This is a genomic window from Clostridium tyrobutyricum, from assembly GCF_019144085.1.
In the GTDB taxonomy this organism is placed as follows: Bacteria; Bacillota; Clostridia; order Clostridiales; family Clostridiaceae; genus Clostridium_B; species Clostridium_B tyrobutyricum_A.
Genome location: NZ_JAHHUY010000009.1, coordinates 54,259 through 75,838, shown reverse-complemented (window position 1 = coordinate 75,838; position 21,580 = coordinate 54,259). Strand labels below are relative to the sequence as shown.

Sequence of the window (21,580 nt, the reverse complement as noted above, 5' to 3'; positions counted from 1 at the left end):
ATTTTAAGTAGATATACTATAGTAGTCAACATATTGTCGAAATTTTAATTTAAGTAATAAATTTAGTATTAGATGGCTTTGTTCAAAATATAGAGAATAATATTACAGGGAGAATGGGATTATGAAAATAGACATATATAATATAGAAGCACTTGCAAGTGAAAAAATAAAAATAAAAATTTGTGAGCTTAGTCCAAATAGTAAACTAAGAATTAGTATGAAAATGGAACTACCATGGTGCACGGAAGAAGAATATTCATCTTACGGGGTATTTGTCTCTGATGAAAAAGGTGAAGTGGATTTAGATTTAAATAGTCCTGTAGAAGGTACTTATAAAGTTGCTGATAGTATGGGATTAATTTATTCATTGAAAAAGTCTAGAAGTCAAGGTAAAAACATAGCAGAAAATATATCTATTAATGAACCAATAATTATGAATATGGTATTTGAATCTGATGACGAAAAAAGAGAAATTAATTTAAAGAGGTTATTTAAAACAGAAGATGTTATTGTTAAGAATATATGTGAAAAGAATTTTAGTGGGCAATTATTCTATAAAGAAAAATCTAATGGCAAAACAGTTTTAATGCTAGGTGGATCAGATGGAAATATGAGTAGCCTATCTCTTATGGCAGCTCCACTTGCTTCTAAAGGTTTTAATGTTCTTACTGTTCCATACTTTGCTTCAAAAGGATTGCCAGACAAATTAGAAAAAGTTCCATTGGAATACTTTGAAAAAATATTTGAATGGATTGAAACTAATGAAATTACAAATTGTAAAGAAATACTTTTGCATGGAACATCAAAAGGTGGAGAATTAGCACTTTTACTTGCTTCACGATATAAACAAATTAAAAAAGTAGTTGTGATAGAGCCTCATGCTTATTGCTTTCAAGCACTTAATGGAATGATGAGCGGAAATAATGTTTCATCTTGGTCATATAGAGGACAGTCAATTCCATACATAGAAGTTGATAATAATATATTTTTTGAAGATCGAAAGCACGCTGTAGAAAATGGAATTCCATTTGGATTTGCTAGTACCTATAAAAAAAGTATTGAAAGAGCATCAAATAAAGAGGAAGCTAGAATAAAAGTTGAGAATTCTGAAGCAGATATTCTCATGATTTCAGGAAAAGAAGGTAATATCTGGAATAGTTATGATGGGTGTTTGGAGATACTACATAATTTAAAAAAAAGCAACTATAAGTACAAAATAGAATTGTTAATATATGATAAAATGGGTCATCCAATACCAATACCATATATTATTCCTATAAGCGAAACTTTATCAATGAATATGATGAAAGGAGTATTTTCTTCAGGTGGAACTATAGAAGGGAATGTAAAAGGACAGTTTGAATCATGGAAAAGAACAATTGAATTTTTTATGGAACCTTTATCACAAAAACTAAAAAAATAAGAATGAGTATAGTATGCTAATCTTATGATTATTGATATTTCCTCATCAAAATTATATAATCTATAGACAATGTATTGATTAAATACAATATTTATAGATTATATATTATATTATAGATTTATGAAGGAGATTTTTAGCATGGATTATATTGATTATAATAAAGGAATTTATCTACTGCATATTATGGAGCAGGCATTTTCAAGTCTTATTTCAGTTTCAAATAAACTTCAAATTACAGGGGATCAGTATTGTAAGCCATTAACATCCAGACAATATATGGCAATGCTTGCAGTTCTTCATTTACCTAAAGATGAAACTACTTTTATTAACATTGCTAAAAAGTTAGGAACAACTAAACAGAATATAACCCAATTAATTAAAAATCTTGAAAAAAAGAATTTTGTGTACATAATACCCAGTAAAAAAGATAGGAGATCAGTTAACGTACGTGTGACTGATTTAGGAATGAATATTATGATTAAGTGTGGCAGAGATGGTAGTATTAATTTTATGGCTGATATTTTCAAAGATTTTACTAAAGAAGAAGTAGAAACTCTATGGAAGCTGTTGATTAAGTTATATTGTTTTGATGGTGTAAAAATGGATGGGTTTGAAGAAAAGGTTGAGATACAAAATATTGATAAAGATAAAGAAATAAGAGTTGGAATAGAAAAATTTTTAAAGAGAAGAAGTATTGATTGATTATTTTACTCAAACTTTAATATTAAATTGCTGTATAAATTTACAGTAAAATTAAAATGTTAAATAATAACTTTGAAAATAATCAATTTTATAAGCTTATTCTAAAAATAAGCTATATTATGTTAAGATAAAGGTGCAATTATAATAAAAAAGGTATTGACAAAGCTAGGTATACAGTTTAAAATTAAACTCATCAAATAAAAGCTATGATGGAGATAAGTAAAAAATATTTCACCAACAGTGAGCTGAGGACAGTGTGAACTCAGTGGCAGAGTTTTTTTGAATAACACTCCGGAGTTGTAAACTGAAATATCTGAAGGATGTATTTTAAATCAAACTTTTGAGATGGATTCAGATAAAGTAGGAGAGTCGTATTCCATGCGTTATTTGGATACCAGTAGAACTGGAAAGAGACCAATATGATATGGTAAATTAGGTGGTACCACGGATAAGCGTTAATTCGTCCTATTAATTAAGACGAATTAACGCTACTTTTATATCTGAGGAGGAATATTAATATGTGTACAATTATGTGTTATACGGGAACAGACATGAAACATGAAAAATTTGCATCTGCATTGCAGAGAACTGAGTCTAGAGGACCGGACATGACTGAAATTCTTACTTTGCCATCTGGCATTTTTGGCTTTCAAAGACTTTCTATTATGGATTTAAGTTTTAGTGGAATGCAGCCATTTACAAGAAATGTGGATGCGGCTATATGCAATGGTGAAATTTATGGCTTCCGTAAACTCAAAAATGAACTAATAGAAAAGGGACATAAGTTTATTTCCGATAGTGATTGTGAAATATTACTTCCCATGTATTATGAATATGGATTAGATATGTTTTCAAAATTAGATGCGGAATTTGCAACTGTTATATACGATGGAAAAAAAGACAGCTATATTGCAGCAAGGGATCCAATTGGAATTCGTCCTCTATTCTACGGTTATTCAGAATCAGGTAAAATAATATTTGCCAGTGAAGCAAAAAATCTAATTGGTCTTACAGACAAGATTATGCCATTTCCACCAGGACATTATTATGCAGATGGTAAATTTACATGTTATTGCGATATAGCAGCAACAGAAGGAGATTATTGCAAAGACAGTTTGGAAGTTATTTGTACTAAAATTCATGATAAATTGGTGACTGCTATAGAAAAACGTATGGATGCTGATGCTCCTGTAGGCTTCTTGCTAAGTGGCGGTTTGGACAGTTCACTAGTATGTGCGGTTGCTCAAAAAATGAATCCTGAAAAGCCAATAAAAACATTTGCAATAGGTATGAGTGAAGATGCAATCGACTTGAAATATGCACAGGAAGTTGCAGATTACATTCATAGTGATCATACTGTTGTTTATATGACTAAAGAAGAAGTTCTTGAATCGCTTGATGAGGTTATTAAGATTCTTGGAACATATGATATTACTACAATAAGAGCAAGTATGGGAATGTATTTGATTTGTAAGAAAATACACAAGATTTCTGACGTAAGAGTTCTTCTTACAGGTGAAATTTCAGATGAATTATTTGGTTACAAATATACTGATTTTGCTCCAAATGCAGAAGAATTTCAAAAGGAATCGCAAAAGAGAATACGACAACTTCATATGTACGATGTACTTCGTGCAGATCGTTGTATTAGCTCAAACTCTTTAGAAGCAAGGGTACCGTTTGGTGATATAGATTTTGTAAAATATGTTATGGAGATTGACCCTGAAAAGAAATTAAACAAATACAACAAGGGTAAATATCTTTTAAGACATTCATTTGAAGGTGACTATCTGCCAAAAGATATTTTATATCGTGAAAAAGCAGCATTTAGTGATGCTGTAGGCCATTCAATGGTAGACTATTTAAAGGAATATGCAGAAATATGCTATTCTGAAGAAAAATTTGAAAAATTATGCAAAAACTATGATTGTCACGCTGAACCATTCACAAAAGAATCATTGTTATATAGAGAAATTTTTGAAAAATATTATCCAGGACAAGCAGAAATGATAGTAGATTTCTGGATGCCAAACAAAGAATGGGAAGGATGCAATGTAAATGACCCTAGTGCGAGAGTATTAGCAAACTATGGTGCCAGCGGTAAATAATTAAAAAATCCAATTCAATATATTAAAAGAAATGTGTCTTGGAAAATACATTCATGTATTTTCCAAGACACATTTCTTTTTACTGGTAACTATCAAATATTTTTGTAAGTTCACACTATTTATTAGTATTTGAATTAGTTTGACCAGTGGATGTATTAGCATTTTGGTTTGACCCACTTGTTGATGTATTTGAATTTGAACTTGTTCCATCCGTTGATGTATTTGTGTTTGTATTTGAATTAGTTCCATCTGTTGATGTATTTGAATTTGTGCTTTTATCTGAGTCCGTACCGCTATTTGATGTATTTGAATCTGAATTCGTAGTCTTATTTGTATTTGAACTATTTGTACCTGATGACGATTTTGAATTAGTTCCATCTGTTGATGTATTTGTATTTGAAGTTGATGTCGAATCCTTCTTTGATGTATTTCCTTCATTACTTCCAGTATTAGATGTATTTGTACTATTATTTTTTCTATATTTTGATGTATTTGTATCAGTATTTTTAGTCTTTTGCCCAGATGATGATCCTGTTGTATCATTGGACTGAGTTGGAACGCTGGTAGTTGTATTTGAAGTTGGTGTATTGTCAGGTGTTCCACTTAAATAGTACTTTGTTAAAATTCCAATAAGTACAACTAATACAATTGATACAATACTTATCAGTATTTTTTTAGTTTTACCAGCATTATTTCTATAGAATGTCTCTCCTTTTTTATCAGGAGTTACTGCTTCATTCTCTTTGCTTGTCCTTGAAACTAGGTTGCCTATACTTTCAGGTATATTTAATAGTGAAGATAAAAAACCTTTTTGTCCTGAAGAGTCTACCTTTTTGAAATTTTCAGGAGACCTAATGGCAATAACAGGTTGATTATGAGTTGTGTATTGATTCTTTACATATAAAGTAACCGAAAACTTATCCCCTCTGCTCAAAAAAGGTATATAAACATCCAGAGAGGTGTTTTTTACTGAAGAATCAAATTTTAAACCTTTTGTTATCTTTGCATCTCTAGCTTTTAAATTATCTTGAGAACTTTGTATGTCTATATTTAACTGATGAATTATTTTTTTTGATGTATTTTTAATTGTAATAATGTACGCATAAAATTTTTCACCGTTTACTTTTAGCGGGATACCATTTCCTACATTACATAATAGCCTGGGTGCTAAATTTTTATAATAATCCAACAATAGCCCGGATATAAACGATATTACTATAGTTATAATAGCAGTTTTAATTATATTTATCATATTATTTTCGCTTCCTCATTCTTCCCAAATAAATTTTCCCACTAATGTGCAATTAAATTATAAATTAGATAGATACACGTGTCAAACCTAGTTTACCAATGTTAACAATTTATATAAAATTATATTCCTTGATTTAAAATAAAATACCTTTGAAAAGGAATTATAGAAGATAAATTCAGGAAAGTATAATTAAACTTGGACAATTTGCTTTAAATTATATATACTATAAAAAACAATATTTTGCAATACTATTTTATTTAATATGGGAAGAAGTGTGATTCTTTGACAGATACAGCGAGCAATACAAATAAAAGTGTAATGATATATGCGTTTATAACAGTTATTTTATGGGCATCTGCCTTTGTGTTTACGAAAGTAGCCCTTGTAAATTTTACACCTGAATCATTGGGAGCGGTCAGATATTTATTTGCAAGTATTTTATTAATTGCTTTTGCAGTTATTAAAAAAATTTCATTGCCCAGTATAAGGGATATTCCTATATTTTTCCTGGCAGGATTTACAGGGTTTTCATTTTATATATATGCATTTAATGAAGGCTCAGTAAGTTTAAGTGCATCTACATCAAGCATTCTTATTAGTACAGTTCCGATTATAACGGCTGTTCTTGCAATGATATTTTATAAAGAGAAAATCAATAAGATATGCTGGCTTGCAATAGGAATAGAGTTTTTAGGTATAATTATTATTGCGGTAAACAATGGTGTATTTGCAATTAATAGAGGAGTTAACTGGATGATGGGAGCAGCTGTTTCATTTGCAATTTATAACATGCTGCAGCGTAGGATATTGAAAAAATATACTTCACTTCAATCAACTACATATAGTATATTTGCAGGTACTATATTGCTGGGTATTTTTTTGAAAGATGGTTTAATACAATTATATAAAGCCCCTACACTCCAAATATTGAATGTTGCCTGCCTTGGATTTTTGCCTGGGGCAATAGCTTATTTAATATGGATGGCAGCTATGTCAAAAACAAAAAAAGTTACTACTGTTACAAATTTTATGTTCATTACACCCTTATTATCTACAATTATGGGATTGATTATAATTAAAGAAATTCCATCTTTTATAACTATAGTTGGTGGATGTATTATTGTAGGGGGATCAATTTTGTTTCAAATGCTTAACACAAAATAGAATCGGTGGTACTTGACAGCCGCTGCAATAAAATTTATTGTATATACATATAATAAACACAATATTGATTTATAGAAAGAAGGCAAACCAATGAAAAATCCTATAGTTACAATTGAAATGGAAAATGAAAAAAATATAAAAATAGAGCTTTATCCTGAAATTGCACCTAATACAGTAAATAACTTTATATCATTAGTAAAAAATGGATTCTATGATGATACAATTTTTCATAGAGTCATACCTGGATTCATGATTCAAGGAGGAGACCCTGAGGGAACAGGAATAGGCGGCCCGGGATACTCAATTAAAGGTGAATTCTCATCAAATGATTTTAAAAATGATTTTAAACATAAAAAGGGTGTAATATCCATGGCTAGGACTATGGATCCAAATTCTGCAGGTTCACAATTTTTTATAATGACAGATGATGCACCACATCTTGATGGAAGTTATGCTTCCTTTGGAAAAGTTATAGAAGGAATAGAGACGGTAAGTGATATAGTACTGAAGGAAACAGATTATAATGATAAGCCATATGAAGATCAGAAAATGAAAAATGTTACTGTAGAAACTTTTGATGTACAATATGCTGAACCTGAAAAAATAAGTTGACAACTTTAAAGAAAAATAATATACTTATCAAAGTGTATTATAGATAATATAAGCTGTGATGAAGAGGAAAATATTTTATAGATTGACTTAAGAGAGCCAATATAAGGTGTAAGTTGGCGTTGATTTGAATATTGTTTATCACTTCGGAGCTTCCAAGTAGAAAGGTTTTTCCAAGTAAACAAGGACGTATACCAGCGATATATGGTTAGGGTTTTTGAGTAAACATCAAATTTTATTGAATAATGACCTGAAATGAGGGGCAACTTGTACTTAAAGTTGCAAATAAGGTGGTACCACGGAAATATAATCTTTCGTCCTTATAAACATAATAATATTATGTTTATAAGAGCGAAAGTTTTTTTATTTTTGAAAAAATATATAAATTAATGTAATACTAAACACGAGAAGGGGGATTTTAATTATGAAAGTAAATTTAACATTAAAGGATGTATTAGAGGCTAAAGAGAGAATAAAAGATATATGTGTAAAAACTAAATTGATATATAGCCCGGAATTTAGCAGAGAAAGTGGAAATGAAGTATACATAAAGCCTGAAAATCTTCAGATTACTGGAGCGTTTAAACTAAGAGGCGCATCTAATAAAATCGGTAAATTGAGTGATGAACAAAAACAAAAGGGACTAATAGCTTCATCAGCAGGAAATCATGCACAGGGAGTTGCCTACTCTGCACAGAAACTTGGAATCAAGGCAACAATTGTAATGCCCGAGACTACACCTTTTATAAAGGTTCAGTCCACTAAAAACTATGGTGCAAACATAGTACTTAAAGGTAAAGTTTATGATGAGGCCTATGAAGAAGCAAAAAGACTTAAAGAAGAAAATGGTTATACTTTTGTTCACCCTTTTAATGATGTAGATGTAATGGCAGGTCAGGGAACTATAGCACTTGAAATAATAGACGAACTAAAAGATGTTGATGCAATAATTGTACCAATTGGTGGAGGCGGATTGATAAGTGGAATATCAGTAGCAGCTAAATCCATTAATCCTGATATAAAGATAATAGGAGTTCAGGCAGAGGGTGCAAATCCAATGAAGATTTCCTTTGATACTGGTAAACTTACTTATGCAGATAAAGTTGATACCATTGCAGATGGAGCAGCAGTAAAACAACCTGGAGATCTTACATTTGAAGTAATAAAAGAATATGTAGATGAAATTGTTACAGTAAGTGATCAGGAACTCATGGAAGCTGTATTTGTTATTTTGGAAAAGCATAAGCTTATAGCAGAAGCAACAGGAGCAATGTCTCTTGCAGCACTAAAGAGATTAAACTTTAAAGGCAAGAAAGTAGTATCTTTAATAAGTGGAGGAAATATAGATGTAGTAACAATAGCTTCACTTTTAAACAAGGGATTGTTTTCAAGAGGAAGGATATTCTGTTTTTCAGTTAATCTTCAGGATACTCCAGGACAACTTCTTAAAATAGCTCAAATACTAGCAGAAGAAGGAGCTAATGTAATAAAATTGGAGCATAATCAATTTAAATCAGTGGATAGATTGAAACATGTTGGTCTGGAAGTAACGGTAGAAACAAATGGATATGAGCATATAGAAGATATAGTCAAGAAATTAAATGATTATGGGTATGATGTACATAGAGTTTGCTAGGAATCAACTTAAATAAATGCTGTGGCTATTAATGCTACAGCGTTTATCGCACCTAATTTCGTCATCAAAAGGAGAAAAATGTTATTTCAAAAATTAAATATTATTGAACCTATTTTAAAAGCTTTAAAGAACCAGGGATATACTAATCCTACTCCTATACAGGAACAATGTATTCCAGTTATACTTAAAGGAAATGATTTGGAAGGATGTGCCCAGACAGGTACGGGTAAAACTGCGGCCTTTGCTGTTCCTATATTACAACTTGTTTATAATGAACAAATAATGCAAAAGAGGTCTTCAAAAAGTATTAGAGCTTTGATATTAGCTCCAACTAGGGAATTAGCTATACAGATTGGAGAATGCTTTACAGCGTACGGAACATATACGGGGTTAAAAAATACTGTTATATTTGGTGGAGTTTCACAAAAATCACAAACAAATGCATTAAAAGCTGGAGTAGACATTTTGATTGCAACACCAGGCAGATTGTTGGATCTAATACAACAAAAATACGTAAATTTACAGAATATAAAGTTCTTTGTACTTGATGAGGCAGATCGAATGCTTGATATGGGTCTTGGACATGATGTAAAAAAGATTATAGCAAAACTGCCTAAGAGTAGGCATAACATGGCATTTTCTGCTACTATGCCAAAGAAAATTTCAAAATTAATGGATTCTATTCTAGTAAAACCAGTTAAAGTAGAAGTTGCGCCTGTTTCATCTACAATTAATACTATTAAACAGGAAGTATATTTTGTAAGAAAAAGAAGCAAAACTTCTCTGCTTGTGCACTTGTTAAAGGACAAATCTTTTAAATCTGTTCTTGTATTTTCAAGAACGAAACATGGGGCAAATAAAATAACAGGGGATCTTGTTAAAGTCGGAATAAAAGCTCAAGCTATTCATGGAAATAAGTCACAAAATGCAAGACAACTTGCTCTAAGTAATTTTAAGGAAAAGAAGATAAGAGTTTTAGTGGCGACGGATATAGCTGCAAGGGGTATTGATGTAGAGAAAATATCTCATGTAATAAACTTTGATTTACCGGATACACCAGAGACATATGTTCATAGAATTGGACGTACTGGAAGGGCAGGAGCAGAGGGAATTGCAATTTCATTTTGTGATGATGAAGAAAGAGAGTATCTCTCGGATATTCAAAAAACCATATCATATTCAATACCAGTAATTAAAGATCATCCATATTCTATAGGTAACTCTAGTAGGAATATAAGAAAGAATCATTACTAAGCAACGAATGCAGCAGAAATATTGACAAATAAAAAATTAATTATATAATAATCCTATAAGAATAGAATTAAGTATAGTAATCATCAATAAATTATACAGAAGTATTTAGGGGGAAAAACAATGAATAAGTTGAAAAAAGTTTTATTAATTGGATTAACAGCTATATTAACATTGGGAACAGTAGCTTGTGGTTCAACAAATAATAGTTCAAGTACAAGTGGGACAAAGAATATTACTATAGGAGTTTGCCCGGGACCTTATGGTGACATGGTGAAAAAGGCAATACAGCCATCTCTTGAAAAAAAAGGATATAAAGTAACTGTTAAGGAGTTTAGCGACTATGTTCAGCCAAATAAGGCATTAGCTAATAAAGAGATAGATGCTAATCTTTTTCAACACACAGCATACTTGAAAAAGTTTTCCAAGGATAATAATTTGAAATTATCAGCAGTTATAGTTGTGCCAACAGCTGGTATGGGTATATTTTCAAATAATATAAAATCGTTAAAAAATTTACCTAATGGAGCCAAGGTAGCTATACCAAATGATCCTTCAAATTTGGCAAGAGCTTTAACATTACTTAAAAATCAAGGATTAATTAAAATTAAAGATAATATTGATGAGACTAAGGCAACACAAGATGATGTAATAGAAAATAAGAAGAATCTGAAGCTGGTTCCTATAGAGGCAGCTCAGGAACCAAGAAGTTTGGATAGTGTTGATATTGCACTTATTACAGGTAACTATGCTATATCAGCAGGAATGGATTTTTCAAAAGCTTTAGCAGTAGAAAAATTAGAAGAAAATTATAAAAATGTAGTAGCAGTAAGGACAGAGGATTTAAACAAAGATTTAGGAAAAGATTTAAAGTCCGCTGTAGAATCTACAGAATTTAAAAATACTATCGAAGATAAAAATGGAGAATTTAAGTCTTTTGACAAACCGGAATGGTATGTAAACAAATATGGTATAAAATAAAAAATGAATTTATTTTATTTAATGGGAGTTTAATACTCCCATTAAGTTTACCCTGCAATAATAATTTATAAATTTCAATTATTTATATGAGAGTTTTAGGAGTGAGGTTTTTGATAGAACTAAAGAATATCAACGTGGTTTTTAATGTGAAAAACACTAAAGTTTACGCAGTTAAAGATGTTAATCTTAAGATAAATAAAGGAGAAGTATTTGGCATAGTAGGTTTAAGTGGAGCAGGAAAGAGTACTTTAGTAAGGACTATAAATTTATTACAGAAACCGACTAGTGGAAAAGTCATAATTGATGGTAAGGATATTACACATTTAAAGGGTGAACTTCTTAGAAAAATCAGACTGAATATCGGTATGATTTTTCAACATTTTAATTTAATAAGTGGTAAAACAGTATATAAAAATGTAGAATTCGTGCTTAAAGCAAACAACTATCCTAAAAATAAACGTAAACAGAAGGTAGAAGAATTATTAAAGCTGGTTTCTTTGGAGGATAAGGCAAAAGCTTATCCGGCAAATTTAAGCGGTGGGCAAAAGCAAAGAGTTGGTATTGCTAGAGCACTGGCAAACAATCCTCAGATATTGTTGTGTGACGAAGCAACTTCTGCTTTAGATTTGGAAAATACTGAAGAAATTTTAAATCTACTCAAAAGAATAAATAAGAAATATGGTATAACTATTGTATTTATTACTCATGAAATGGAAGTAGCTAAAACTTTCTTCAACAGGATAGCAGTAATGAGTTCAGGTAAAATAGTTGAGATAAATGATGTCTATTCCATATTTGCAAATCCTAAGGATAAAGTAACTAAATCATTGATAAATAAAAATTTGAACATTGAATTGTCACCTGGAATTGAGAAATTAATTCAAGTGGGAGAATTGGTGAAACTTTATTTTAAAGGAGATAGAAGTATAGATCCACTAATATCAGATGTTTCAAAGAAATTTAATGTTAATTTAAGTATAATTCATGGAAAGATTGATTATATAAATGATAAGCCGCTGGGTATTTTAATTGTAAATATTACAGGAGACAAGGAGGAAATAGCAAAGGCAAAATTGTATATGAAAGAAAATGTATCTGGAATTGAAGAAAATTACAATTTACAAAGAGAGGTGAATTCAATTGAATAATACTTTTAACATATTACATAACGAATTGGGTCAGGCAATTAGAGACTCTCTTAATATGATAGGTATAGCCATAGTTTTATCCATTGTTGTAGGTGGACTCATAGGGTTGATATTATATCTTACATCTAACCCGTTATTTTTTAAAAATAAAATTATCAATTCTATTGCAGGTATTATTGTAAATATAATTCGTTCTTTGCCATTTATAATATTATTGGTATTGTTACTTCCAGTAACTAAAATCATAATTGGGACTAATATAGGACCACAGGCGGCATCTGTGCCACTTTCAATTGCTTCAATTGCCTTCTTTGCCAGAATCTCAGAAGGTGCATTTAATGAAGTGGACAAAGGTGTTCTGGAAGCTGCAGTTGCTTCAGGAGCAAAGATAAGATTGATATTGACAGATGTACTTATAGTTGAATCTCTTCCAAGTCTTATAAGGGGAATAACTGTAACTCTGGTAAGTTTGATTGGATTTTCAGCCATGGCAGGAATTGTAGGCGGAGGCGGTATAGGTGATCTGGCTATCAGATATGGTTACTATAGATATGAAACTGGAGTAATGATAGCTACAGTAATTATATTAGTAGTTGTAGTTCAGGCTATACAATTTATAGGCGATGGATTTGCAAAGCTATATTCAAAAAGATAGGAAGCATTCATGGAAAGAAGGAAGATTTATGGATTTTGAAAAATTATCTGATATTATAAAAGATAAAAATAGGATAAAGATAGGAAAAGATATAGAGGACAAATATTTAAGTGATGCACTAAACAGACATAAAGGTAAAGCTGATGTATTAATATTTCCGATAAACACAGAAGAAGTAAGCAGCATAATGAAAATAGCCTATGAAAATGGCATACCTGTTACTCCGCGAGGAGCTGGTACAGGATTGGTTGGTGCAACTATTCCTACCAGGGGAGGCATTATATTAGATTTATCCTTAATGAAAAATATAGTTGAATTAGACGAAAATACTCTTACAGTAACTGTCCAACCGGGAATTTTACTTGTAGATCTTCAAAAATTTGTTGAACACAAGGGACTTTTTTATCCTCCGGATCCAGGAGAAAAAAATGCTTCAATAGGTGGCAATATAAGTACTAATGCCGGCGGAATGAGAGCTGTAAAATATGGGGTTACAAGAAACTATGTTATGGGTTTGGAAGTAGTTTTAGCCGATGGAACCATACTAAATACAGGTGGAAAAGTAATAAAGAATAGTTCTGGACTTGATATAAAGGATTTAATAATAGGTTCGGAAGGTACTCTTGCAATTATAACCAGGGCAGTATTAAAACTTATACCAAAACCCAAAAAGAGTATAAGTGCTATTATTCCATTTAACTCTTTAAAAGAAGGAATAGATACAGTTATCAAGATAATAAAAAAGAATGCCAATCCTACAGCTATTGAATTTATGGAAAGTGATGTTATTGAAAATGCAGAAAGATTTTTAAAGTTAAAATTTCCATGTGATAAGGGAAAAGCGTATTTATTATTAACATTTGACGGAGATGAAGAATTCGAAATAGAGAGTAATTATAAAAAAGTAAAAGAAGTTGCTTTAGAAAATAATGCTCTGGATTTTATTTTATTGGATAAAAAGGATGATATAGACAGAACCTGGAAAATAAGAGGAGCTTTGGTTACGGCAGTAGAAGCTGTATCTGAACAGGAACCTATAGATATAGTAGTTCCAATAGACAGGTCTGCAGATTTTATTAATTATACGAAAGTAGCAGAAAAGGAATTTGGAATTAAGATAAGTAGCTTTGGCCACGCTGGTGATGGAAATGTACACTTATGTGTAATAAGAAATGGCATGGAAGAAAATCTATGGAATGAAAAATCAAGGCAACTACTTAAAGCTCTTTATAGAAAAGGAAAGGAACTCAATGGACTGCCATCTGGAGAGCATGGCATAGGAATTAACAAGAAACCATATTTTATTGATGTAACGGATAAGATGAATGTAGAGTATATGAGAAAAATAAAAAAAGCCTTTGATGAAAAGGGAATTTTAAATTGCGGTAAATCATATTCAATATGACTAAAATATTGATTTGTAATTCATGACAGTAGTTGGAGTATTAAACTGGTATATATAAATAGGCAATTGAAGCAGAGGCCTATTTACATATACCTTTTTTATATTTTTTAAAGATATATATGATAAAATAAATTTAGTTGTTTTTATAATTTAAAATATTATTTGGAGTGGTATATTATGGATCATATGGATTATGAAATATTGGAGTGTTTAAAATCTAATGCTAGAGTTAAAGCATCAGTAATAAGCAAGAGAATTCATCTATCAGTTTCGGCAGTTCTTGAGCGCATTAAAAAAATGGAGACAAATGGAATAATAAAAAGATATACTATAATACTGGATGAAAATAGAATGGGGAATAATACAAGTGCTTTAATGGAAGTAAGTTTGGATCATCCGAAATTTTATGAATCATTTACTAATGCAATTAAAGAAAGCAGTAATATAGTTTTTTGTTATTATCTAACTGGTGATTTTGATTTTATATTAAAAATACTTTGCAAATCTCCAGAAGAGTTGGAAAAAATTCATCGTCAGATAAAGAGTATAGAAGGTGTATCCAGAACAAAAACCTACTGTGTTTTAAAAAATGTGAAAGGTGAAGCATAACATATTTCATATAGCTAAATTTATAAAGTAAGTTACGCTAAATTATCAAACTGAAAAATTTTTGCCCTATATAATAAAATAACATAAAATTTTTTGCACAAAGTATAATAAAAAATAAATTGTACATAAATTTTAAGAAACATTGAAAAAATTTATTTAATAATATAATATTTAATTATACTTAAAACTATCAAAAAAAGATGTGAAAAATTATTAAACTATTAAAATACAGGAGGGCGTTTAAATGAAAAATTTAGGATATTACAATGGAAAGTATGATTTGATTGAAAATATGACAATACCAATGAATGATCGTGTATGCTACTTTGGTGATGGAGTTTATGATGCTACCTATAGCAGAAATCATGTTATATTTGCATTGGACGAGCATATAGATCGTTTCTTCAACAGTGCGGGCTTGTTAAAAATTAAAATTCCATATACAAAAGATGAATTAAAAGAATTACTCAATGATATGGTTAAAAAAGTTGACTCAGGAGAGCAATTTGTATATTGGCAGGTTACGAGAGGAACAGCAATGCGTAATCATATCTTTCCGGGAGATGATGTAAAAGCAAATGTATGGATAATATTGAAACCTCAGAAAGTAAAGGATATGTCACAAAAATTAAGGCTGATTACTTTGGAAGATACCAGATTTCTACATTGCAACATAAAGACATTAAACTTGCTTCCAAGTGTAATGGCAGCACAAAAAGCTGATGAAAAAGACTGTCAGGAAGCAGTATTCCACAGAGGTGACAGAGTAACAGAATGTGCACACAGTAATGTATCTATTATAAAAGATGGTATATTTAAAACAGCACCGGCAGATAATTTGATTTTACCAGGTATAGCACGAGCACACATTATAAAAATGTGTAAAAAATTTGAGATTCCTGTAAATGAAACTCCATTTACTCTGGAAGAATTAATGGATGCAGATGAAGTCATAGTTACAAGTTCAGGACAATTTTGCATGACTACTTGTGAAATTGATGGAAAACCTGTAGGTGGAAAAGCACCGGAAATAGTTAAAAAACTACAGAGTGCATTACTTGATGAGTTCTTAAAAGATACAGAGGAAATTTAGGAGGGGATTTTATGAATCAAGAAGAATTGACTATATTAAATATAGGAGAAAATTTAGACAACCTAATGAACCTGGATCCAAGAGGGTATGGTGTATGTAGAATTTTATACAGTGCAGCAAGAGAATACACTAAAGAACCTTTGACAATGAATAGTGCGAAGAAATTGGTAAGTACATTAAAAGAAGGGGATTTAGTATATATAATGACAGGTTTTGTATTACTTCCATTTAAAAAAGCTGAAATGGACGGAATTGTAAGTACAATGCTTTTGGCAAGAGCGTTAGTAAAAGGCTTTAACGTAAAACCTGTAATAGTATGTCCTAAAGATAATATAAAGGCAGTAGAAAATTTGGCTTATGTAGTTGGACTTCATTTTCATGACAATATTGAGGAATTAAAAGAGTATCCTCTCTCAATAGCTGGAATAACATTTACCAAGGATGCAATGAAGGCGGGAACACAAGCTGATGAACTTATTGCAAAAGGACTTCCAGGTGCTGTTATAAGCATAGAATGTCCAGGAGCCAATTCTGTTGGAGTATATCATAATGCTATTGGAAAAGATGTAACTGAACTGGAGGCAAAGCAGGACATACTGTTTACTAAATTAAAGGAAAAAGGTGTTCTGAATATATCTATAGGAGATCTTGGAAATGAACTTGGAATGGCTACTATAAGAGAGCATCTTGAAAAATATGTACCATATGCTGCAAAAGGAGGCTGCAGCTGCGGATGCAATGGAGGAATACTGGCAAGTGTAAAAGCTGACAATATAATAACCGCTACAGTATCGGACTGGGGATGCTACGGACTTATAGCCGCATTGGCCTATCTGAAGAAAGATTTAAATATAATGCATACCAAGGAGATGGAAAAGGAAGCCATGGTTACAGCATCCAGAAGTGGAATGATAGATATGTATGGTGATTTGATTCCAGCTATAGATGGATGCGGGCTATCCATGAATACTTCAATAGTTAATTTAATGAGAGAATGTGTACAATCTTCAATAAAATTGGAAGAAACTTGTGCTACATGGTTTGAAAAAGTAATTGAATTAGGATTTTATGAAAAACAAAAGTTAACAAAAATTATTTAAGGGGTGAAAAATATGGATTATTCAAAGATGAAGCCCTATGATGTTCGTAAATTGATACGTGAAGAAAAAATTACAACACCTACTGCAGGAATGTGTGCAGGCTATGCTCAGGCAAATCTGGTAATTTTGCCAGAAGAACTGGCTTATGATTTCCTATTATTTACACAGAGAAATCCTAAATCATGTCCAATACTTGAAGTAGGCGATGTTGGAAATAGAAAGCTTAATTATTTAGGTAAAGATATAGATATTACCAGAGACATCCCCAAATACAGAGTTTATGAAAGCGGAGTTTTAACTGGAGAGTACAAGAATATACAGAATATGTGGAGAAATGATTTTGTAAGCTTTTTAATAGGTTGTAGTTTCTCCTTTGAATCAGAGCTTATAGAGGCAGATGTTCCTGTAAGACATATTGAGGAAAATTGCAATGTACCCATGTATATTACCAATATTGATTGTGTACCTGCAGGAATATTCAATGGGAAGATGGTTGTCAGCATGAGGCCCCTTCCATATGACCAGATAGTAAAATCTGTTCTGGTAAGTGGAGATATGCCCAAGGTTCATGGCGCACCAATTCATATAGGAGATCCGTCGGTTATAGGAATAGAGGATATAAACAGTCCTGATTTTGGGGATCCTGTTACTATAAAAAAAGGTGAAGTGCCTGTATTCTGGGCTTGTGGAGTCACACCGCAAGCAGTAGTCATGAATGTGAAACCTAAAATAGTCATTACACATTCACCAGGACACATGCTGATAACAGATGTAAAAAATATAGACTTGAAGTATTGAGGAGATATTATGTATAAGGTAGATTTAAATTGTGATTTGGGAGAAAGCTTTGGAAATTATAAAATTGGATCAGATGCAGAAGTTATTCCATACATCTCATCTGCAAATATTGCCTGTGGATTTCATGCTTCTGATCCAGTAGTTATGGACAAGACAGTTGCATTGGCAAAGAAATACAAGGCTTCTGTGGGAGCACATCCGGGACTAGCAGATTTAGTTGGATTTGGAAGAAGAAAAATGGATATTTCCTATAAGGAAGCCAAGGTAATTGTACAATATCAAATTGGAGCATTGAAGGCGTTTTGTACATCCCATGGCATAAAGATGAATCATGTAAAACTTCATGGTGCACTTTATAATATGGCAGCAAAAGATTTGGAACTGTCTCTGTCTATTTGTAAAGGAATATATGAAATTGATCCAAATTTGATACTCCTTGCATTGAGTGGAAGCAGAATGATCGATGCAGCAAAACAAACCGGATTAAAATCAGCAAGTGAAGTATTTGCAGACAGGGCCTATAATGATGATGGAACTTTAGTTCAAAGATCCAAACCAGGAGCGGTTATTACTGATGAAGATACAGCTATTAAAAGAGTAGTTGAAATGGTAAAGGAAAATAAAGTAATGACTATAAATGGAAGATATATTTCCATAAAGGCAGATTCCATATGTGTACATGGAGATGGATCAAAGGCAATTCAGTTTGTTAAAAAGATAAATGAGACTTTTCATAAGGAAGATATAGAAATATCATCATTATAATATAGAGAGGGGTAATTTTATTTATGGACAAATATTTGAGAACCTATGCAAAAGTAGATTTAAATGCTATAGCACACAATATAGATGAGGTAAAAAAAAAGTAGACGACAGTGTAAAAATTATGGCTGTAATAAAGGCTGATGCCTATGGTCATGGAGCCAAAATAGTAGGAGATTTTCTTCAAGACAAGGTGGATTATTTTGGAGTTGCAACTATAGAAGAGGCAATAGAACTTAGAGAGTACCATATAGATTTGCCAATATTAATTTTGGGATACACTTCTCCAAAGCAATATGGAGATATTATTGAGTATGATATTACTCAAACAATATACAATTTGGAGATGGCAGAAAGTATGTACAAATGTGCAGTTGAACATAAAAAGAAAGCAAAAGTTCATGTTGCATTGGAGACAGGTATGAATAGAATTGGATTTAAGTCAAATGAAAACAGCATTTTGAATATTAAAAAAATGATGAATATGGATAATCTGATTATTGAAGGATTATTTACTCATTTTTCATGTGCAGACGAGAAAGACAAAAATTATACTAAAATGCAGATGAAAAAATATGATGAATTTTTAAAAATGCTGGAAATGGCTAAAATAGATATTCCACTTAAACATGTTTGCAATAGTGCAGGAATTATGGAATTTGACGATCATAGATTTGACATGGTAAGGAGTGGAATAATTACCTATGGATTGTATCCATCAGAAGATGTGAACAAGAATTCTATAGACCTCATACCTGCACTGGAGTGGAAATCACATATAATCAATATTTCAGAAGTTCATGAAGGTGCCGGGGTAAGCTATGGAAAAACCTATATTACAAGTAAAAATACAAAAATTGCAACTGTTTCTGTAGGTTATGCAGATGGATACATGAGAGCGCTCTCTTCAAAAGCAAAAGTACTTGTTCATGGGCAGTATGCTCCTATAATAGGAAGAATATGCATGGACCAGATGATGGTTGATATCACTCATATAAACGATGTTAAAATTGAAGATGAAGTAACTTTAATTGGTAGAGATGGAGGCAATATAATTACTGTTGAGCAACTGGCTGAAATAGCTGGAAGTTTTAATTATGAATTCGTATGCGGAATTGGAAAAAGAGTAAAGAGGATCTATGAAATAAATCAGTAGGTGATAAATATGAAGGAAAATAGATTTAATATTTTACACACAAGTGAAATTTCGGCCTTGGTTGAATTTGGAGATAAAATTGACAAGACTATAAATAAAAATATAAGAATATTCTGTACATATCTTGAGAAAAATCCCTTTTGTGGGCTTATAGAGTATGTACCGTATTTTACAAGTGTATCTATAATTTATGATCCACTGAAAATAAAAAGTAATGCGCCATTTGAATCAGTAAAATCAAAATTGGAAAATATACTAAGAGTCATTGATTTCTCCCAAAGCTATGAAGAAAATATAGTTGAGATTCCAGTCTGTTATGGTGGAGAGTTTGCTCCGGATATAGAATATGTAGCAGAAGTTAACAATCTTACTGTAGATGAAGTTATAGAAATACATTCTAAAGGAAAATATTTAGTGTATATGATTGGATTTGCACCAGGTTTTCCATATTTGGGAGGATTGTCAGAAAGGCTATATACGCCAAGAAGAAAATCTCCAAGAACGGTAATTCCAGAAGGATCTGTTGGAATTGCCGGAAAGCAGACGGGAGTTTACCCCATAGAAACCCCAGGAGGATGGCAAATAATTGGAAGAACACCTTTGAAATTATTCGATTTGAAAAGCAGTGAGAAGACTCTTTTAAAATGTGGAGATATAGCAAAATTTTATCCTGTTTCTTATGCTGAATATACCAGATTAAAGGAGAGGATATTATGAGTATAACTGTACTTACATCCGGACTTTTAACAACAATTCAAGACGAGGGACGATATGGATATCAGAAATACGGGGTTATTGTAAGTGGTGCTATGGATATGTATTCTATGAAACTTGCAAATATCGTTGTTGGAAATGATGAAAATGAAGGCATCTTTGAAATTACCTTTATGGGTCCTTCACTGAAAATAACCAGGGGAAATCTTATTTCTATAACAGGAGCAGATCTTTCACCTACAATTAATGATAAAAAAGTTTCACTTGGACGACCTATTTACTTAAATGAAGATTCCATATTGAAATTTGGAAGAGGTGTAAATGGATGCAGATGCTATTTGGCAGTAGCTGGAGGTTTTGACATTCCAAGTTTTATGGGAAGTAAAAGTACATATTTAAGAGCAAAAATAGGAGGAAAAGATGGCAGGGCTCTGAGAAAAGATGATGTAATTGAAATTGGGCACAAAGGCAATATCTCTCTAGGAATAATAGATAAACTAAAACAAATTAATCAAAATGGAAGCGTTACTTCAGCAAAATGGTATGTAAAAAATCCCATCAACATAGATGATAATATTACAAATATCAGGGTATTTGAAGATAGACAATTCAAGGATGTAAAAGAAGAAAGTCTAGATAAATTTTTTAATTCTTCTTTTAGCATAGATGTTAAATCAGATAGAATGGGATATAGGTTAAATGGCCCTAAAATCCAGTTTAAGAGAAGTATTGAAATGATATCGGGAGAAGTATCATTTGGAACTATTCAAGTTCCACCAGATGGAAATCCAATAATTCTCTTAGCTGACAGGGCAACTGCAGGAGGTTATCCTAAAATAGCTCATGTGGCTTTATGTGACATTCACAAATTAGTTCAGCTCAAACCTTCTGACAGAGTGAAATTTCAAAAAATATCACTTGAAGAAGCGGAAAGTTTGTATTTGAAAAGGCAAAAATATATAGATGAATTAAAAAGATCTATTAAATTAATAAGCATTTAATAATACTGTGGGG

At 31.5% G+C, this 21,580-nt stretch carries 20 protein-coding genes and 2 other annotated features; of the genes, 19 read left to right on the top strand and 1 reads right to left on the bottom strand.

From position 1 onward, the window contains the following. The first annotated feature begins 121 nt into the window (after positions 1-121). From KM800_RS06165 to asnB, 3 genes are all read left to right on the top strand, one after another. Positions 122-1,423 (top strand): acyl-CoA thioesterase/bile acid-CoA:amino acid N-acyltransferase family protein, encoded by a 1,302-nt coding sequence (locus KM800_RS06165; RefSeq protein WP_217812303.1) that lies wholly within the window; start codon positions 122-124, stop codon positions 1,421-1,423. A 138-nt stretch (positions 1,424-1,561) separates the two neighbouring features. Further along, complete coding sequence (locus tag KM800_RS06160) at positions 1,562-2,125, top strand: MarR family transcriptional regulator (RefSeq protein WP_254906474.1); 564 nt, start codon at positions 1,562-1,564, stop codon at positions 2,123-2,125. A 197-nt stretch (positions 2,126-2,322) separates the two neighbouring features. Then, positions 2,323-2,596, top strand: a binding site (T-box leader). A 47-nt stretch (positions 2,597-2,643) separates the two neighbouring features. Further along, positions 2,644-4,233, top strand: a complete 1,590-nt coding sequence (gene asnB / locus KM800_RS06155) for an asparagine synthase B (RefSeq protein WP_217812302.1) — start codon at positions 2,644-2,646, stop codon at positions 4,231-4,233. A gap of 115 nt (positions 4,234-4,348) precedes the next feature. Here asnB and KM800_RS06150 read toward each other — a convergent pair whose 3' ends face one another. Beyond that, the gene (locus KM800_RS06150; RefSeq protein ID WP_217812301.1) at positions 4,349-5,485 is read right to left on the bottom strand and encodes a hypothetical protein; all 1,137 of its coding nucleotides are present in this window, start codon (positions 5,483-5,485) and stop codon (positions 4,349-4,351) included. Positions 5,486-5,767: 282 nt separating this feature from the next. Here KM800_RS06150 and KM800_RS06145 point away from each other — a divergent pair, with 282 nt between their 5' ends. The 16 genes from KM800_RS06145 to KM800_RS06070 all read left to right on the top strand — a co-directional run bounded on the left by KM800_RS06145 (position 5,768) and on the right by KM800_RS06070 (position 21,567). Next, positions 5,768-6,649 carry a DMT family transporter gene (locus tag KM800_RS06145; protein WP_217812300.1) on the top strand — a complete coding sequence of 294 codons (882 nt, stop codon included), beginning with the start codon at positions 5,768-5,770 and terminating at the stop codon, positions 6,647-6,649. A gap of 90 nt (positions 6,650-6,739) precedes the next feature. Continuing rightward, a complete protein-coding gene (locus KM800_RS06140) occupies positions 6,740-7,261 on the top strand; it encodes a peptidylprolyl isomerase (protein WP_217812299.1) in 522 nt (173 codons plus the stop codon). Between the two features lie 46 nt (positions 7,262-7,307). Next, positions 7,308-7,583, top strand: a binding site (T-box leader). Between the two features lie 99 nt (positions 7,584-7,682). Beyond that, on the top strand, positions 7,683-8,894 hold the full coding sequence (gene ilvA / locus KM800_RS06135; RefSeq protein ID WP_217812298.1) for a threonine ammonia-lyase: 1,212 nt from the start codon (positions 7,683-7,685) through the stop codon (positions 8,892-8,894). Between the two features lie 78 nt (positions 8,895-8,972). Continuing rightward, entirely contained in the window at positions 8,973-10,148 is a 1,176-nt protein-coding gene (locus KM800_RS06130) for a DEAD/DEAH box helicase (RefSeq protein WP_217812297.1), read from the top strand. 120 nt (positions 10,149-10,268) lie between these two features. Next, positions 10,269-11,126 (top strand): MetQ/NlpA family ABC transporter substrate-binding protein, encoded by an 858-nt coding sequence (locus tag KM800_RS06125; protein ID WP_217812296.1) that lies wholly within the window; start codon positions 10,269-10,271, stop codon positions 11,124-11,126. A 110-nt stretch (positions 11,127-11,236) separates the two neighbouring features. Next, positions 11,237-12,274, top strand: coding sequence for a methionine ABC transporter ATP-binding protein (locus KM800_RS06120; protein WP_217812295.1), 1,038 nt, complete (start codon positions 11,237-11,239; stop codon positions 12,272-12,274). After that, positions 12,267-12,929: a methionine ABC transporter permease gene (locus tag KM800_RS06115; protein WP_217812294.1), complete on the top strand. Its 663-nt coding sequence runs from the start codon at positions 12,267-12,269 to the stop codon at positions 12,927-12,929. Before KM800_RS06120 ends, KM800_RS06115 begins: the two co-directional genes overlap by 8 nt. Positions 12,930-12,957: 28 nt before the next feature. Beyond that, on the top strand, positions 12,958-14,334 hold the full coding sequence (locus KM800_RS06110; RefSeq protein WP_217812293.1) for an FAD-binding oxidoreductase: 1,377 nt from the start codon (positions 12,958-12,960) through the stop codon (positions 14,332-14,334). 177 nt (positions 14,335-14,511) lie between these two features. Next, a complete protein-coding gene (locus KM800_RS06105) occupies positions 14,512-14,943 on the top strand; it encodes an Lrp/AsnC family transcriptional regulator (RefSeq protein WP_017752176.1) in 432 nt (143 codons plus the stop codon). 244 nt (positions 14,944-15,187) lie between these two features. Then, the gene (locus KM800_RS06100) at positions 15,188-16,036 is read left to right on the top strand and encodes a D-amino acid aminotransferase (protein WP_217812292.1); all 849 of its coding nucleotides are present in this window, start codon (positions 15,188-15,190) and stop codon (positions 16,034-16,036) included. 11 nt (positions 16,037-16,047) lie between these two features. Beyond that, positions 16,048-17,136 carry a DUF4392 domain-containing protein gene (locus tag KM800_RS06095; RefSeq protein ID WP_217812291.1) on the top strand — a complete coding sequence of 363 codons (1,089 nt, stop codon included), beginning with the start codon at positions 16,048-16,050 and terminating at the stop codon, positions 17,134-17,136. A 12-nt stretch (positions 17,137-17,148) separates the two neighbouring features. After that, the gene (locus KM800_RS06090; protein WP_217812290.1) at positions 17,149-17,934 is read left to right on the top strand and encodes a putative hydro-lyase; all 786 of its coding nucleotides are present in this window, start codon (positions 17,149-17,151) and stop codon (positions 17,932-17,934) included. 9 nt (positions 17,935-17,943) lie between these two features. Further along, positions 17,944-18,699, top strand: coding sequence for a 5-oxoprolinase subunit PxpA (locus KM800_RS06085; protein ID WP_217812289.1), 756 nt, complete (start codon positions 17,944-17,946; stop codon positions 18,697-18,699). A 121-nt stretch (positions 18,700-18,820) separates the two neighbouring features. After that, positions 18,821-19,852 (top strand): alanine racemase, encoded by a 1,032-nt coding sequence (gene alr / locus KM800_RS06080; protein ID WP_217812288.1) that lies wholly within the window; start codon positions 18,821-18,823, stop codon positions 19,850-19,852. Between the two features lie 9 nt (positions 19,853-19,861). Continuing rightward, positions 19,862-20,569: a 5-oxoprolinase subunit PxpB gene (pxpB, locus tag KM800_RS06075; protein ID WP_217812287.1), complete on the top strand. Its 708-nt coding sequence runs from the start codon at positions 19,862-19,864 to the stop codon at positions 20,567-20,569. Then, positions 20,566-21,567 (top strand): biotin-dependent carboxyltransferase family protein, encoded by a 1,002-nt coding sequence (locus KM800_RS06070; protein WP_217812286.1) that lies wholly within the window; start codon positions 20,566-20,568, stop codon positions 21,565-21,567. The genes pxpB and KM800_RS06070 overlap by 4 nt, the downstream gene beginning before the upstream one ends. Positions 21,568-21,580 lie beyond the last annotated feature (13 nt).